General features: G+C 62.8%; 14 protein-coding genes. 10 read left to right on the forward strand and 4 right to left on the reverse strand.

Annotated features, from left to right (window positions below; translation table 11 throughout):
• Positions 1 to 539, reverse strand: a 539-nt coding sequence (locus tag ITJ66_RS19885) for a hypothetical protein (RefSeq protein ID WP_228501965.1), incomplete at its 3' end; no start/stop codon positions are given.
• Between the two features lie 103 nt (positions 540 to 642).
• On the opposite strand from ITJ66_RS19885, the gene ITJ66_RS16735 reads away from it, so the two are divergent.
• From ITJ66_RS16735 to rffA, 5 genes are all read left to right on the forward strand, one after another.
• Positions 643 to 1104: a hypothetical protein gene (locus tag ITJ66_RS16735; RefSeq protein WP_194645353.1), complete on the forward strand. Its 462-nt coding sequence runs from the start codon at positions 643 to 645 to the stop codon at positions 1102 to 1104.
• A gap of 103 nt (positions 1105 to 1207) precedes the next feature.
• Complete coding sequence (locus ITJ66_RS16740; RefSeq protein WP_194645354.1) at positions 1208 to 1519, forward strand: hypothetical protein; 312 nt, start codon at positions 1208 to 1210, stop codon at positions 1517 to 1519.
• The gene (locus ITJ66_RS16745) at positions 1516 to 2007 is read left to right on the forward strand and encodes a hypothetical protein (RefSeq protein ID WP_194645355.1); all 492 of its coding nucleotides are present in this window, start codon (positions 1516 to 1518) and stop codon (positions 2005 to 2007) included. Before ITJ66_RS16740 ends, ITJ66_RS16745 begins: the two co-directional genes overlap by 4 nt.
• Positions 2004 to 2624 (forward strand): TetR/AcrR family transcriptional regulator, encoded by a 621-nt coding sequence (locus tag ITJ66_RS20245; RefSeq protein ID WP_194645356.1) that lies wholly within the window; start codon positions 2004 to 2006, stop codon positions 2622 to 2624. The genes ITJ66_RS16745 and ITJ66_RS20245 overlap by 4 nt, the downstream gene beginning before the upstream one ends.
• Before the next feature lie 414 nt (positions 2625 to 3038).
• Positions 3039 to 4184, forward strand: coding sequence for a dTDP-4-amino-4,6-dideoxygalactose transaminase (rffA, locus tag ITJ66_RS16755; protein ID WP_370582690.1), 1146 nt, complete (start codon positions 3039 to 3041; stop codon positions 4182 to 4184).
• A gap of 120 nt (positions 4185 to 4304) precedes the next feature.
• Here rffA and ITJ66_RS16760 read toward each other — a convergent pair whose 3' ends face one another.
• Positions 4305 to 5108, reverse strand: coding sequence for a thioredoxin domain-containing protein (locus tag ITJ66_RS16760; protein ID WP_194645358.1), 804 nt, complete (start codon positions 5106 to 5108; stop codon positions 4305 to 4307).
• A gap of 1326 nt (positions 5109 to 6434) precedes the next feature.
• On the opposite strand from ITJ66_RS16760, the gene ITJ66_RS16765 reads away from it, so the two are divergent.
• Together ITJ66_RS16765 and ITJ66_RS16770 are read left to right on the forward strand one after the other, a co-directional pair.
• Positions 6435 to 8459: a DUF11 domain-containing protein gene (locus ITJ66_RS16765; protein WP_194645359.1), complete on the forward strand. Its 2025-nt coding sequence runs from the start codon at positions 6435 to 6437 to the stop codon at positions 8457 to 8459.
• Positions 8460 to 8541: 82 nt separating this feature from the next.
• Positions 8542 to 9093, forward strand: coding sequence for a class F sortase (locus ITJ66_RS16770; protein ID WP_194645360.1), 552 nt, complete (start codon positions 8542 to 8544; stop codon positions 9091 to 9093).
• 397 nt (positions 9094 to 9490) lie between these two features.
• Here ITJ66_RS16770 and ITJ66_RS16775 read toward each other — a convergent pair whose 3' ends face one another.
• Positions 9491 to 9697, reverse strand: a complete 207-nt coding sequence (locus ITJ66_RS16775) for a hypothetical protein (RefSeq protein ID WP_194645361.1) — start codon at positions 9695 to 9697, stop codon at positions 9491 to 9493.
• A 377-nt stretch (positions 9698 to 10074) separates the two neighbouring features.
• Here ITJ66_RS16775 and ITJ66_RS16780 point away from each other — a divergent pair, with 377 nt between their 5' ends.
• The gene (locus tag ITJ66_RS16780) at positions 10075 to 10659 is read left to right on the forward strand and encodes a hypothetical protein (protein WP_228501966.1); all 585 of its coding nucleotides are present in this window, start codon (positions 10075 to 10077) and stop codon (positions 10657 to 10659) included.
• 136 nt (positions 10660 to 10795) lie between these two features.
• Here the strand turns inward: ITJ66_RS16780 and ITJ66_RS16785 are convergent, their stop codons facing one another.
• Positions 10796 to 11089 (reverse strand): hypothetical protein, encoded by a 294-nt coding sequence (locus tag ITJ66_RS16785; RefSeq protein ID WP_194645362.1) that lies wholly within the window; start codon positions 11087 to 11089, stop codon positions 10796 to 10798.
• 37 nt (positions 11090 to 11126) lie between these two features.
• On the opposite strand from ITJ66_RS16785, the gene ITJ66_RS16790 reads away from it, so the two are divergent.
• Positions 11127 to 12062 (forward strand): LamG domain-containing protein, encoded by a 936-nt coding sequence (locus ITJ66_RS16790; protein WP_194645363.1) that lies wholly within the window; start codon positions 11127 to 11129, stop codon positions 12060 to 12062.
• Positions 12059 to 12886, forward strand: coding sequence for a S26 family signal peptidase (locus tag ITJ66_RS16795; protein ID WP_194645364.1), 828 nt, complete (start codon positions 12059 to 12061; stop codon positions 12884 to 12886). Before ITJ66_RS16790 ends, ITJ66_RS16795 begins: the two co-directional genes overlap by 4 nt.
• The last annotated feature ends 45 nt before the right edge of the window (positions 12887 to 12931 follow it).

Here is a 12931-nt window from a genome sequence, read left to right on the forward strand (position 1 = left end):
GTGACCAACACGGCCACGAGCACTGGAACGCCGCCGGATCCGAACACCCCGCCTCCGACGTCTCCGCCGAGCGAGACCTCGGTGCCGTTCGACCCCGCGCCGAGCATCAGCGTGGTGAAGAGTGCAAGCCGAGACGCAGTCACGGCAGCCGGGCAGGTGATCCAGTACTCGTTCCTGATCACCAACACGGGCAACGTGACCCTGCACGACGTCAGCGTTTCGGAGGGGACCTTCACCGGAACCGGCACGCTGTCCGCGGTCAAGTACCCGACTCGGGTCCTGCTCCCTGGACAGTCGACCACGGCAACTGCTGAGTACACGGTCACCGCGGCCGATCTGGCGAACGGGCCGCTGAGGAACACCGCGACGGCGACGGGTACCCCGCCCGGCGGTACGCCCATCAGTTCACCACCCTCGAGTGTGACGGTATCGGTGCCGCCGAAGCCACCACTGGCCTCGACCGGTGTCGCTGGAGTCAGCCTGCTGGCGGGGGGAGCGGCATTGCTCCTCCTACTCGGCGCCGGCTTGATGGTCCGCAACCGCCGACGCAGCAGCACGCACTAAGCAACACACCGCGGACTGGTGGTGGCTCTTTCCCCGAGGAAAAGAGTCACCACCAGCTCCTCCGAGCAAAGGCCACCCATGCGCTATCCAGTAGTCGCACTCCTGACCGTGACGACAGCACTTCTCGCAAGCACGCTGACCGGCTGCACGAACCCGGACACTCCGACCGCTTCAAAGACGCCCTCTCCAAGCAGCACTCCGATGTTCTCGGCCGAAGGACTCCCGCCCGGAACCGTCGGTGACCCTGACGTCCCGAGCGATGTCCCGAACGATCCCGACCTTCGAAAGCATGTGACCGCCGGGAGCTGTACCTCCACCGATGACGGTTGGAGCATGAGCGGCGCAATCGAGAATCCAGGCAAGAAGACTGCGGAGTACACACTGACCGTGTTCTTCGCCACCAGCGGTGCCACCGTCCTTGCGACGGCGGACACCGTCGTGAAGGTGGAAGCCGGCGAGACCAAGAGTTGGCGCGCCGACGCGACGTTTTCTGCACCACCGGAGACGAGATGTGTGCTTCGCGGTGTCGCCGAACGGTAGAGATGCGCTCCTAGGGCCACGAGTTCCCGTTTCGACCCGTAACCCGATTAGCGCGGGAAAGCACCACACACTCCCTTGCAACGGCCTGGAGGAAAGAGACATCATGCCGCACGACAGCCCTTGGATTCGTCTCCGCGAGGCCATTGAAGCCGACTTCGTCGACAGCCTCGAGCGGCCGGTCACACTCAAGATGCTGTCCGCCGTGTTGGTGCTCTCAACCACCGCAGTGAGGCGCCGCATCGAAGACGGTACCCTTGTCGGCCATCGGACCAGTGCGGGCTGGATCATCGATGTCGAAGCCAGTCGAGCCGGAATCGGCGCAGCGATGTGGCGGATACCCGAGCGGAGACGGCTTGCCAAGCAGGAAAGAGCTCCATGGGGCGGAAGCCGCTCGAGTATTGCCGAGGACCGATGACGGCGCACGGGGTCTCCGAGCCACCCCCCAGCCTTGTGACTGCAGAGCAGCGAGTCATCGTCGAACTCCTGCAGCGCGCGGCCCTCGCCGAGACGCAGTCTCAAGGTCCAGACTTACGCGTGGCGTTCCGAATCACCCGGTACCTCATCGAGGGTGCAATCAGATCGGGCTTGGCATCGGCGGTGATCGCCGATGCGCTCGGGGTGAAGCCTGACACCGTCCGCTCTCGAAGAGGCATCGACGGACTCCTGGGTGCGGAGGTGTTTGCTCGGCTTGCCGACATCACCGAGGGTGATATCGAACGCTGGCGAGCGGCAGGACAGATCGAACGCCTCGGACCCGACCTCGGTGGCACGATCGGGTATCGTGCCTCGAGCCTCATCGCCGCCCGAATGAACCTCGCTGCCTCCCAGAACCCCCAGGCGAGTCATAGTCGTCTGCTGGTGGCCCGTGGACCAATCGTCGAACTCGACCCCCTCGACGCATGATCGCCGCAGGCGGGCCTCAACGGACGAGGACGAACGTCCGGCGCACTGCACCTGACGCGCACTCGCACCCGCGTTACAGCCGGACAGGGGCAGCTCTCTCTACGGCAGCGATCGAGCTTGCTTCGGAGACGCCCGCTTCTCGCCTCACAGTCGACCAAGTCGTCCGCCGCGCGGGGGTCAACCGTTCCACCTTCTATACCCATAGCGAGAACCCGACTGCGTTGCTCAACGCGGCGATGCGAACCGCGCTCGACCGCTCTCATACTTTTCAGCTGACACTCCCAGGCGGTCAGCGGACACTTGGAACGACACTCTCCACGGTGTCCTCGCATGTCCAAGAACACCTTGCCGTGTATCGGACCGCTCTCGCCGACCCCACGGCCGCCGGGGCGATCTTCCACAACCTCTCCGAGTACCTCGAGGAACAGCTGACACGAGCGGGGCCACCAGCAATCCGATCGGAGCTCGCGGCAGCCGCCATCGCCGGAGCCGTGACTGGAACGATCAGATCTGGACTCCGCCACGGCGAGATTGACCTGCAGTCAGTCTGGGCAGCATTGAACGCAGTTCTGCGTGCTGATGGGGAGTCTCAAGAACGTTGCACCTCCGTGAGCTGAGCACGAAGTTTCCGCGTGATAGGGGACGAGCTGATCGTGTGACCGGGTCACGTCGATCCGCGCTCTGTGCGCGGTCGCAGCGTCACCGTCGTGAAGCGTGCCGTCGGAGGTCGCTGCCCTTGGCTCTGAACGAGTCGAAGGGCACCGGGGGCGATACCCCGAGGCGATGGAGCGGGTGATCTCTCGGGTGAGATTCTCCTGCCCACCGCTCGCCAGCGCGGAATGGTTCGCTTGCGCGGCCAAGAATGGAGGCCAGCTGGCCTGACTCCTGCCGTCGACTGCACCCACTCCGGCCGAACACAGGCACCCGTCGTTCGAGCCACGCTAGATGGTCCCGGATCGAGGAGCAGGAATCGGCTTCTTCACGACCGCTCACAGGATTCACCTGTCCCATTGAAATGGAACCCACCGCTCGTGCATGACGAGATCCTCTTTTCCCGCCCACTTCGTACACCGAATGAGCTCAGTAACCTAGCTGCCGTCCTCGAATCAGGTCATTCGCACGGTGACGGCGCCTTCACTGCTCGGGCCACGGCGCGCCTGCAACAGATCACAGGATCCGCGCGCGCACTCCTAACAACGTCTTGCACGCACGCACTGGAACTGGCCATGCTGCTGCTCGATCTCGGTCCGGGCGATGAGGTGATCCTGCCGAGCTTCACCTTCCCATCAGCGGCCACCGCGGTGGTGTCGAGAGGCGCGACACCAGTGTTCGTCGACATCGATATCTCCAGCGGGAACATCGACCCGGCGGCTGTCGGAGAAGCGATCACGGCACGCACGCGCGCCGTGATTGTCATGCACTACGGAGGTGTGCCGGCAGACCTCGAAGGGGTGTTTCAGTTCACCGCGATGCGAGGCATCGCTGTCATTGAGGACAACGCGCACGGTCTGGGCGGCATCGACGCGCAGGGACGTCGGCTCGGAACTGTGGGCGCGTTCGGCGTGCAGAGTTTTCACGACACCAAGAACGTGCAGTGCGGCGAGGGCGGGGCCATCCTCTTGAACGACGATGCGCTGTTCACTCGAGCCGAGATCATTCGCGAGAAAGGCACGGATCGTGGACGTTTCCTTCGCGGAGACGTAGATAAATACACCTGGCAAGACGTCGGTTCGAGTTACGTGCCGAGTGAGCTCAACGCGGCGGTTCTAGATTCGCAGCTCGCTTCCTTCTATCAGATACAAGTTGAGCGTTTCCGCATCTGGAACACCTACGCGGACGCCCTCCGCGATTGGGCGGGAGACCTCGGTATCCGTTCCATGGCCGACAAAACCTGGCTCCTGCACTCTGCGCATCTGTTCTATCTCCTGATGCCTGATCGTGCAGGCCAATCGGACCTGATCTCACACCTCGGCGCACATGGCATCAGGGCCACGTTTCATTACGTACCGCTCCACTCGAGTCCAGCCGGACGGCGGTTCGGGCGAACATCCGGCCGCCAGGACAGGTCTCACTCGTTCTCCGAGAGACTCGTGCGTCTACCCCTGTGGCCTGGGCTCACGGATGCCCAGGTGTCCCGCGTCCTCGAAGCAGTGCTCTCATACCGGCCGAGGAGGTGAGTGCGTCGACGGCACTGCGCCGCAGGTCCGTGAGCGACCTAGGGCGGAGAGAGTGTTCCCACGTTGCGCGACATGTAGTTCTCTGTGGGCACGGGGTGGGCACCGTGCCCACAGAGAGCTCTATTCGGAACGCTTCGCCCGATAGAACTCGGCGAATCGTGCTGCTTCATCACTGTTTCCCGGATACAGGCGGCCGCTGATGATCACCGTTGGAACCGACTGCAGTGCAGGAACGTCGGACGTTAACAGCGGTCCGCGCACGTCGCGAGCCGTGTGTTCTTGAACCCAGAGCTGGTACGTCCGGAGCGTCGAATTGTCGCTCAAGCGTGCGCCGACTTCCGAAGCGAGCGCGGCAAGGTCGGAGTCGGAGAGTCCGGGGGTGTCCTCGGGTGGCTGGTTCCGGTACAACGCAGCGAGATAGTTTTGCGCGAGCTCGGGCTGCTGGGCCGCGACATCGACCATCGTCGCCGCGGCCCGAGTCGAATAGGACGTGCCGACCGAGAGCCGGTCGAGAATCGCCACCGGGTGGACATGTAGGGTGGCTCGCCCGGCTTCCGCCTCGTCGAACAGGAGCTGCCCGCTGGTCGCTTCGAACATCTTGCAATATGGACACATCGGATCCAGGTACAGGTCGACGACCGTGGGACCGGTGCCGACAGCGATGTACCCCTCGTCGAAGTTCACGGCCCCGGAGGTGCCGGTCAGCCGCGAGGTTGGGGCTTCGGGTGTCGGCGGCTGCGTTGAACTCGTTGGTCTCGCGGAGTCGCGTATGCAGCCGGTGACTGCCAGGGTGCTTGCGATCAGCAGCGCCACGAGTGCTGCGGCTCTCCTCTGCACTCGCGTCTGTGTTTCAAAACTCTTCGCCATCTCGTCCTCTGTTCGTTCGGTCCACTGGTTGACGAACGATGAAGCGTCTTGCCGCACCGTCACAGAGTAGGAGAGGCTCTCTCAGAGTCGCTATGACGCGCTACTGGCAGATGCGATGGATGCGCATGCCGCTGGCCCGAAAGCGGGTGAATTTGGGATGAGATCGTTGATGTAGAGAGGTGGCGTGTTCGGGCCGATGTGTCTACTGGATGTGCCGGGTCACGTCGTTGTCAACGACGTGACCGATCGATCAGAGAAGGGCCACACGTGAAGTCTCAGCCCCACCGCGGCTCAGCGGGTGTCCAACGGAGCGGCCGAACCCTTCCAGCAACCTTACGCATCGGCATCGCCAGCCAAACCGCCCAGGTCGTGGGCGGCTACGCCACAATGCAACATGTGGTACTCATCGCTCAGATTGCTGTTGCGCTGTGACAAGCACGGGCGACGGTGAGTGTTGTCTCCAAGCGTTGACGGACGTCTACGAGTGTGCGCGACTGCTGCACGCACTGCGCAGTCTGGCATGCGAGGTCGAGAGCCTGTTGAGAGACGCGATGCGTCTAGCCACCACGTCCGGGCTGACGAAGTCCGTGGTCGCGGAAGCTGCTGATGTCACCGCCAGCCGGGTGAGTCAGATCGTGAACGCCGCATCGGTCTCCCGGAGTCAGGGGGAGGTTCACGAAAGAATCGACTTGCTGATCCAGTGGCCTGAGGATCCGCTCCGAGCGCATGCGAATACGTACCGAGGGCACTTGGCGCTCCCGCCCTATTCTCGTCGTCGAACTCAGCCGCGGTCGGATTCAACGCGCTCGTGACGCGCTGATTCGAGAACGATGTCCGACAGACGCCGCAGGTCCTACTGGGGGCTCTCTTTCGCGGGGTTTCTGCCTTTCGGGTGCGATCGGTTCATCAACCAGGTGAGTGGGCATGTAGTGGCCGCTGGCCGGTTCGTCCACTGAGGCTGGCGCGGGGGCTTCTTGCGTCCGATGATCTCAGCGCGCCACCGCCCCGTGCTGGTGCCTGGCTCCCGCCGCGCCATCCAGTCTGAGGCGTCTCGTGTTTCGGAGTCGATCGCACGGCAGCCGAGACTCTGCGACCGAACTCCTGGAACGGGTCGGCCGACGTCGACGAGTTGCGGCCGGCAGACGCGAGTGATCAGTAGGGGTGACTCTCGGGTGAGGCACGGGGTGAGATCTGCCGACTTGAGGTCAGCAGCGCGCCCATCTCGTCTTTACTGGAACGCGTGAAACTTAAGTCGGGACCTCCAATCTGGCCGACTGGAAAGCAGATTTGTTCATGCGTGTTGCTTCACTTCTCAATTCTCGACCTACGTCGGAAGGACCATCCATGGATGTAGAGGGTTCCCGTCGGCCCAGATTTACCGCGATGCTCCTCACGGGGCTTCTGGCTGTTGCTACAGCTGTGGGAGTGAGCGGGCTGTCGACGCCTCAGACGGCTTCCGCAGCGCCCCAGGGTTGCGGGTATGCGGATACTTCTGCCAACAACGGTGAAAACGCTGGCACGATCTGCTGGTTCGACTTCGCGAACTACGATAACGCGCTCGCCACTTCTGACGCAGGTCAGCCAGTCACCATCACTCTCGATGGCGGTTACACCGCGAGCTTCACCGTGAAGAACCGTGACGTCAGCGGACTTGGAAATCCTGGCGTACAGGGACGAGCGACTCCGCTGGAGAACCGGTTCGCGTTCGGAACGGATGCATATCGCGGTGTTCCTGGTAGCCCGGCGCTCTACAGCAATCCTGCTCGCAGCGTCCTTCAGGGCCTGACGCTGTCGCTCGAGGACATCGAAGTCAGAGATAAAGACGGCGCTCCATTGACCGGGTACTCCTTCGTTGCTGCGGATGTCGAAGACAATGTGTCCGGTGAGTCGTTCACGTGGAACTCAGACAAGCCCATCGACCGGTTGGAGACCCTGGCGCCCAACGGGCAGTGGGGCTGCAAGGACCCACAAGGCCTCGGTACCACCGAGGTCACCTGTGATGGAAGCGGTGCGGGTTCTTCCACAACCGCGGGTGGTAAGTCTACGGCTCTGCTCGTGAGGGCTAACGCGCCGACGACCTTCTCCACGACGTGGCGCACCTCTCGACAGTCCGGTATCGCGTTCGGAGTCCAGACCGCAAAGCTCACGCTGGACAAGAACGTCGTCGCGCGGGTTGCCCCGTCGGATTCCTTCGACACGTCGATCACGTCGCCTGAGAGCACAGAGCTCGGCTCGGCTACCACCGGGACCGCTACGACCTCGACCACGGGTTCGACCGTCATTCTTCCGTCGCCGGACGGATCACCTTTCGCTCTGAGCGAGGCGGCGTCGAGCGGCAGTACGAGTCTGTCGCAGTACGCTCAAAGCTGGTCATGCGTGAACCGAAAGACCGATAGTTCCACCGTCTTGCCTGATGCGAACAGCGGGACAAGTGCGACAGTCGTACCTGCGGTCGCCGACGACATCGTCTGCACGATCTCGAACACGCCGATCCCGAAGTACAGCGTGGTCAAATCGGTGGACGAAAAACAGAGTGCGGTTATGGGCCAGAAGGTTACCTACACGGTGACAGTCGCCAATGAGACCGGTCTGCCGTACACGGACACGAACCCTGCCTCGTTCAGTGATGACATGTCGAACGTCCTGGACGATGCGGCGTACAACAACGACGCCTCTAACGGTGCCACCTTCTCGGCCGGAACGCTTTCCTGGTCCGGTGCGCTTGGTGCAAACGAAACGAAGACAATCACCTATTCCGTGACCGTCAACGATCCGGATAAGGGAGACCTCCTGTTGACGAATGTGGTGAGCGTGCCGCCGGAGCGGGGCGGCTACTGCAAGACGGAGGGCTCGTGCACCACGACGACGCCCGTCCGAACATTCAACACGATCAAATCGGTCGATCGTAAGTCCGCATCGTCAGGCGACAAGGTCACGTACACGGTGACAGTGACGAACACAGGGCAGGCGGACTACGTGGACGCCAAGCCGGCGTCATTCACTGACGACCTGTCGAAGGTCGCGGACGATGCGACGTACAACGGGGATGCCTCGAACGGCGCGCAGGTGTCCGGGAACAAGCTGTCTTGGTCCGGTGCTCTCGCGAAGGGCGAGACCAAGACGATCACGTACTCGTTCACCGTGAACAATCCTGACAATGGAGACAAGAGCCTGGACAACGTGGTTGTGCCGGACAAGACGGGCAAGTGTTCGCCGCTGGAAAGCTGCACCACCCACACCACCGTCGTGCCGCCCCCGGCGGGACCCGAGGTCCACACCGGCGGGTTGGCTGTCGATGGTGGTCAGGTATGGCCCATGGTCGGAGTCGCCGGGGCGTCGCTCCTCGTCTTGATCATTCTGTTCGGAATGACGATCGCGGGCCGCCGGCGCAGCGGTGACGGTGTCTGAGCACCGAGCTAGGCAGTGGCGCCGACGATGGATACTGATCCTCGTCGGCGCCACTGCGGTCGTCGCTCTCATCGCGTCCTCCATGAGTATCATCGGCTACCTGTCCAGTCCCGTTGACATGAATGGCCAGCGGGTGCAGTACGAAGACGCCGCCCCTCCGGCCGACAAATCCGCGGCGATCGAGCAGAACGGATCAGACCGATTCGTCGTGCAGTCGGTCGGCTTGGACGTTCCGCTCGGCGAGCTCAATTCGGTCGACGGTTCCATCGAACCGCCGGGGTTCACTTCCGCATACCGGGTTCGCGATATGGGCGTAAGCCCGAAAGAGCCCGATAAGGGCACTGTCTTTGTGGTCATGCATTCGCTGCGAAATGGCGCGACCGGGCCGGGAAACTACCTGATCGATGTGGACAAGCGTGCCGCGAAGGTTCAGCTCGGAGCCAAGATCGACGTTGATGGCAACTCCTACACGGTCACGGGGACACAGGTCATCGACAAGCCCGAGATCGCTGGTGCCTCCGCGATCTGGTCGAACACGCCGGGCCGACTCGTCGTCATCACCTGTCTTCAACGTCCAGATGGCCGGCCATCGACGCAGAACATGGTCATTGAAGCGCAGAAAGATCGTCCGTGACCGATCTTGACGAACCTCTCGACCGAACGAGTCATCGTTGGTGATTCCAGTTTGCACCCACCGACGCTCGAAGTCGTAAATGGTGCAGCATCGTTGATCCCGGCTGAGGTGAAGCTGTTCTTACGGCATCACCTCAGCAGGGTCGATGGGCCTGAATCGCGACACGAGTAGGGCAGGGCCTTCCGAGCATGCGGTCGCCTCATCGCGCAGCGGATTCGCGGCTACCACGTTTCTCGGCAGCGCCGGCGAGGACGACCGCTCTGGCTCGCCGAGACGGTGGTCAGGTCGCAGGCATCTGCATGTCGCCGCCGATGGTCCGACGGATCCGCAGTCGCGCAGCCGGGAGCCCAGGTCCGATTGTCTCTCTGACCCACCCCACCCGGGTGTTCGGTACGGCTTAGGTATAGCGGATCACGACGTCGGTGGTCGGCGTGATCCGGACGACATAGTGGATACCGTCGGGAGCATCGATGGTGACCCATCCGCCGCCGCGCGCGATCGCTTGCTCGAGCTGTTCGTGCACAGCGGAAACATCTCCGGAGTGGACATCGCTCAGATGGACGCCGCCGACGTGAACCTCGTTGTGACGCTCTTGGCTGTTCATGCTTGCATGAGTAGACGGTTCGTCTGCTGAGAAGTAATCGCCGGAACCAATACAGGCTCACTTCGTCTAGGTCGCACTTCCCTGTAGATGAAACGTCCTCATTCCGGTATGAAATGCGGGTGGCGGTGGAATGAAGTTCGAGCTGAGTGCGATCTCTAAGCAGCGCCCGCCACTTAGATCAACGTAGAAGTGTCGACCGAACACGGGACCCGGATTCACAACACCCTCAAGGTCGGTTTCCTTCTTGGCGTATTCCCCGACCCGAAAGGCTCCACATGTCTACTACTCTTCACCCTGCCGCGAACCGGCGCACGAGGTTCTTCGTCCCGGTCGCGATCACTATCGGCCTGCTCGCTTCGTTTCTCCTGGCCGCATCGATGTCTGGTGCGTTCTCCGGGTTCACGGCTTCGATCAACAACTCCGCGAACTCGATTGGCTCAGGCACATTGCTTTTGACGGAGACGCAGGGGGCGACGACGTGTCTGTCCTCAGCCTCTGGGACCGTCACCGCGGCGAACGCCGGCACCTGCGCATCGATCAACAAGTTCAACGGAACCACCGTTGCTGCACCGAATGTGCCCTACACCTCAACGGTCACCTTGAAGAACAACGGCACTGCTGCCGCGTCATCGTTCACCCTGACCCCTAGCGGCTGCACGACGACCGCGAACGGAGCAGTCAACGGAACGGACACCGCCGGGTTCTGCGGCAAGGTGGACATCACCATTCAGGACAGCACCACACCGGTGTGCGTGTTCCCCGCTGGCGCGGCAACCTGCCCGGCTCCCTCGCAGTCCGCGACGCTCGCGACACTGGGCACCACACCGATCACCCTCTCGGCGCCGCTCGCTGCGGGGGCGACGCGTACCTTCACCTTCACGGTGATGCTCGACTCGTCGGCGACGAACGCCGATCAGGGACTGCTTGCATCCGAGCAGCTGCTGTGGACCCTCGCGGCCTGATGACCGTCCGAAGAAGGGCAGTCGCGGTTGCCATCGCGGCTGCCCTTCTCGGTGCGATCGCCCTGACCAGTGGTCCAGCCGAGTCCGGGTTCACCGCCTCGGTCAAGAACTCCGCAAACACTTTCGGCTCCGGTACTCAGAACCTCACCGCGACCAGCGGCGGTGGCACCCAATGCACGACCGTGGGCTCGCCGGCCACAGGTAGTACGCCTTGCTCGGGGACGTTCCTCCCAAGTACGACGCCTGCATCCGGCACCGCCACCAGTAGCGTCACCTTGACCGCTGGCGGCACCGTGACGCCGTCCTCCTCGACGTTCACTGCGAACAGCTGCGGCGCTCTCGGCTTTCCTAACAGCTCCGCCACCGCCAATCCGCTCTTCGTTCGGTATGCGGTCGCGTTCAATCCGACGACCGGTCCGACGGCTGTCACCGGGAGCGGTAGCTACGGCACGGATGGGACAGCGAGCATGGCGACGTCTGTCGTCTCGATGACAAATCCCCAGAACTTCACCATCGGCGCTTGGTTCAAGACCACGGTCGCGGGCGGCGGGATCATCGGCTTCGATGGCGGGTATTCCGACGTTGCCACCGGCAACTTCGATCGTCTGCTCTTCCTCAACGGCAGCGGCAAGGTCGTCTTCGGGGTGAACCCCAGCGGCATCGGCGCCGAGACGGTCAAGCTCGTGACGAGCCCGAGCAGCTACAACGATGGCAGCTGGCACTACGCCGTCGCAACGGCATCATATGTCTCAGGCGTCCGGTCTCAGAGTCTCTATGTGGATGGCGGGCTCGTCGCGTCAGGAACTCCGACCTCCGACGCCAGCTCGGCGCAAGTGTTCAACGGCTACTGGCGGGTGGGGCAGAACCGCAATGCTGAAGGGTTCACGGGCACCCGCAACTACTTCTCCGGCTCACTGAGCAACGCCGGCACTTGGCCGAGCACCTTGACGGCTGCACAGATCAGCAACCTCTACGCGGCGGGGAGTCAGAGCGCGTTGACAGCGCTGGCGACTTCACTGGGGGCGAACAACTACTGGCCTCTCAACAGTGATGGCACGACCTCCTTTCCTGGAACGGGCAACCCTACGGGGACGGACCCGTGTGCCGATATCACCGTGACCGTGGGGACCGCGAGCTCCTGCATCTACCCTGCATCCGCTGCCGTCTGCCCAGCTGCGACTGGCGGCACTCTCTTGTCATCTCTCGCGAGCGCTGGAGCTCTGGTGATGCCGACTCCTGCGCCAGGCACACCTGTCGTGGTGACGACGACGACGGGGCGAGCATCGACGTACAAACCAACGTTCGACGGCGGGTTGCACTACCTGGTCCCTGTCACGATCACCCAGAAGAATTTCCCGGCGACGTTCAAGTGGATCAGCAACCAAACGGTCACGGCGCCATGACCCGCACTCTCCATGTCATATGGGTCGTCGTCATCCTCGTCTTGGCAGGGTTGTCCATCGCCGCAGCCATCGCCTGGCTGCTTGGAGGCCGAGGGTTCATCATCCAAACGCCCTCTATGGCCGAGTACGCACCGGTCGGCACCTTCGTCGGAAGCATGCCTGCCGTTCTCTCGACGCTTCGCGTCGGGCAGATGATCCTGTTCCACCCTCCCGGCAGTACTGAGACGTACTTCCATCGCATCGTCGACGTCGATGGCGGAGCAGTCAGGACTAAAGGGGATCTCAACGGCGCTACAGACCCGTGGACTCTGCACGCGGATGATCTCGTCGGCGCGGAGGCGCTCCATGTCGTCGGACTCGGCTGGCTCATCCAGGCTGTTCCGTTCCTGCTGGTAGGAGGCCTCTTGACTTGGCTGATCGTCCGCACCTACATTCGACCGCCTTGGAAGTTCCCAGCCACCGTGCTCGGCTGGGCGCTTGTCGTCTCCATCGCCGCCTTCGTCTTGAAGCCGTTCGTCCGGGCGGTCCTGATAACGAAGACGGTCACCCACGACCGTGCGACGTTCTCTGTTGTCGCGACCGGACTGTTCGACATTCAAGCGCATGCCGTCCGCGGCACGACTCGCGCGCTGCGTCCTGGGCAACCCGGTTCCGTCAGAACCTCATGGCAGGATTCGAAAGGGCACTACCTCGCCGACCTGGCTCCACATCTGAACGCCTGGCAGTGGGCCATCGTCATCGTCGTGGTACTCACCCCGAGTCTGTTGTGCGCCTGGTATGCATGGTCCAAGCGTTCAAAGCCCTCGAGTCCGCCCAGCGCCTGAGTGCCCGATTCTCACGTGGTTGGGTCTCGTTCGCTTCAGGGGAGA

The organism is Plantibacter sp. VKM Ac-2885 (assembly GCF_015351205.1).
GTDB lineage: Bacteria > Actinomycetota > Actinomycetes > Actinomycetales > Microbacteriaceae > Plantibacter > Plantibacter auratus.

Bases quoted from the DNA above. Each gene is read 5' to 3' on its own strand.
- ITJ66_RS16735 (WP_194645353.1), top strand. From the start codon at position 643: ATGCGCTATCCAGTAGTCGCACTCCTGACCGTGACGACAGCACTTCTC.
- ITJ66_RS16740 (WP_194645354.1), top strand. From the start codon at position 1,208: ATGCCGCACGACAGCCCTTGGATTCGTCTCCGCGAGGCCATTGAAGCC.
- ITJ66_RS16745 (WP_194645355.1), top strand. From the start codon at position 1,516: ATGACGGCGCACGGGGTCTCCGAGCCACCCCCCAGCCTTGTGACTGCA.
- ITJ66_RS20245 (WP_194645356.1), top strand. From the start codon at position 2,004: ATGATCGCCGCAGGCGGGCCTCAACGGACGAGGACGAACGTCCGGCGC.
- ITJ66_RS16765 (WP_194645359.1), top strand. From the start codon at position 6,435: ATGCTCCTCACGGGGCTTCTGGCTGTTGCTACAGCTGTGGGAGTGAGC.
- ITJ66_RS16770 (WP_194645360.1), top strand. From the start codon at position 8,542: ATGAGTATCATCGGCTACCTGTCCAGTCCCGTTGACATGAATGGCCAG.
- ITJ66_RS16775 (WP_194645361.1), bottom strand. From the start codon at position 9,697: ATGAACAGCCAAGAGCGTCACAACGAGGTTCACGTCGGCGGCGTCCAT.
- ITJ66_RS16780 (WP_228501966.1), top strand. From the start codon at position 10,075: ATGTCTGGTGCGTTCTCCGGGTTCACGGCTTCGATCAACAACTCCGCG.
- ITJ66_RS16790 (WP_194645363.1), top strand. From the start codon at position 11,127: ATGGCGACGTCTGTCGTCTCGATGACAAATCCCCAGAACTTCACCATC.
- ITJ66_RS16795 (WP_194645364.1), top strand. From the start codon at position 12,059: ATGACCCGCACTCTCCATGTCATATGGGTCGTCGTCATCCTCGTCTTG.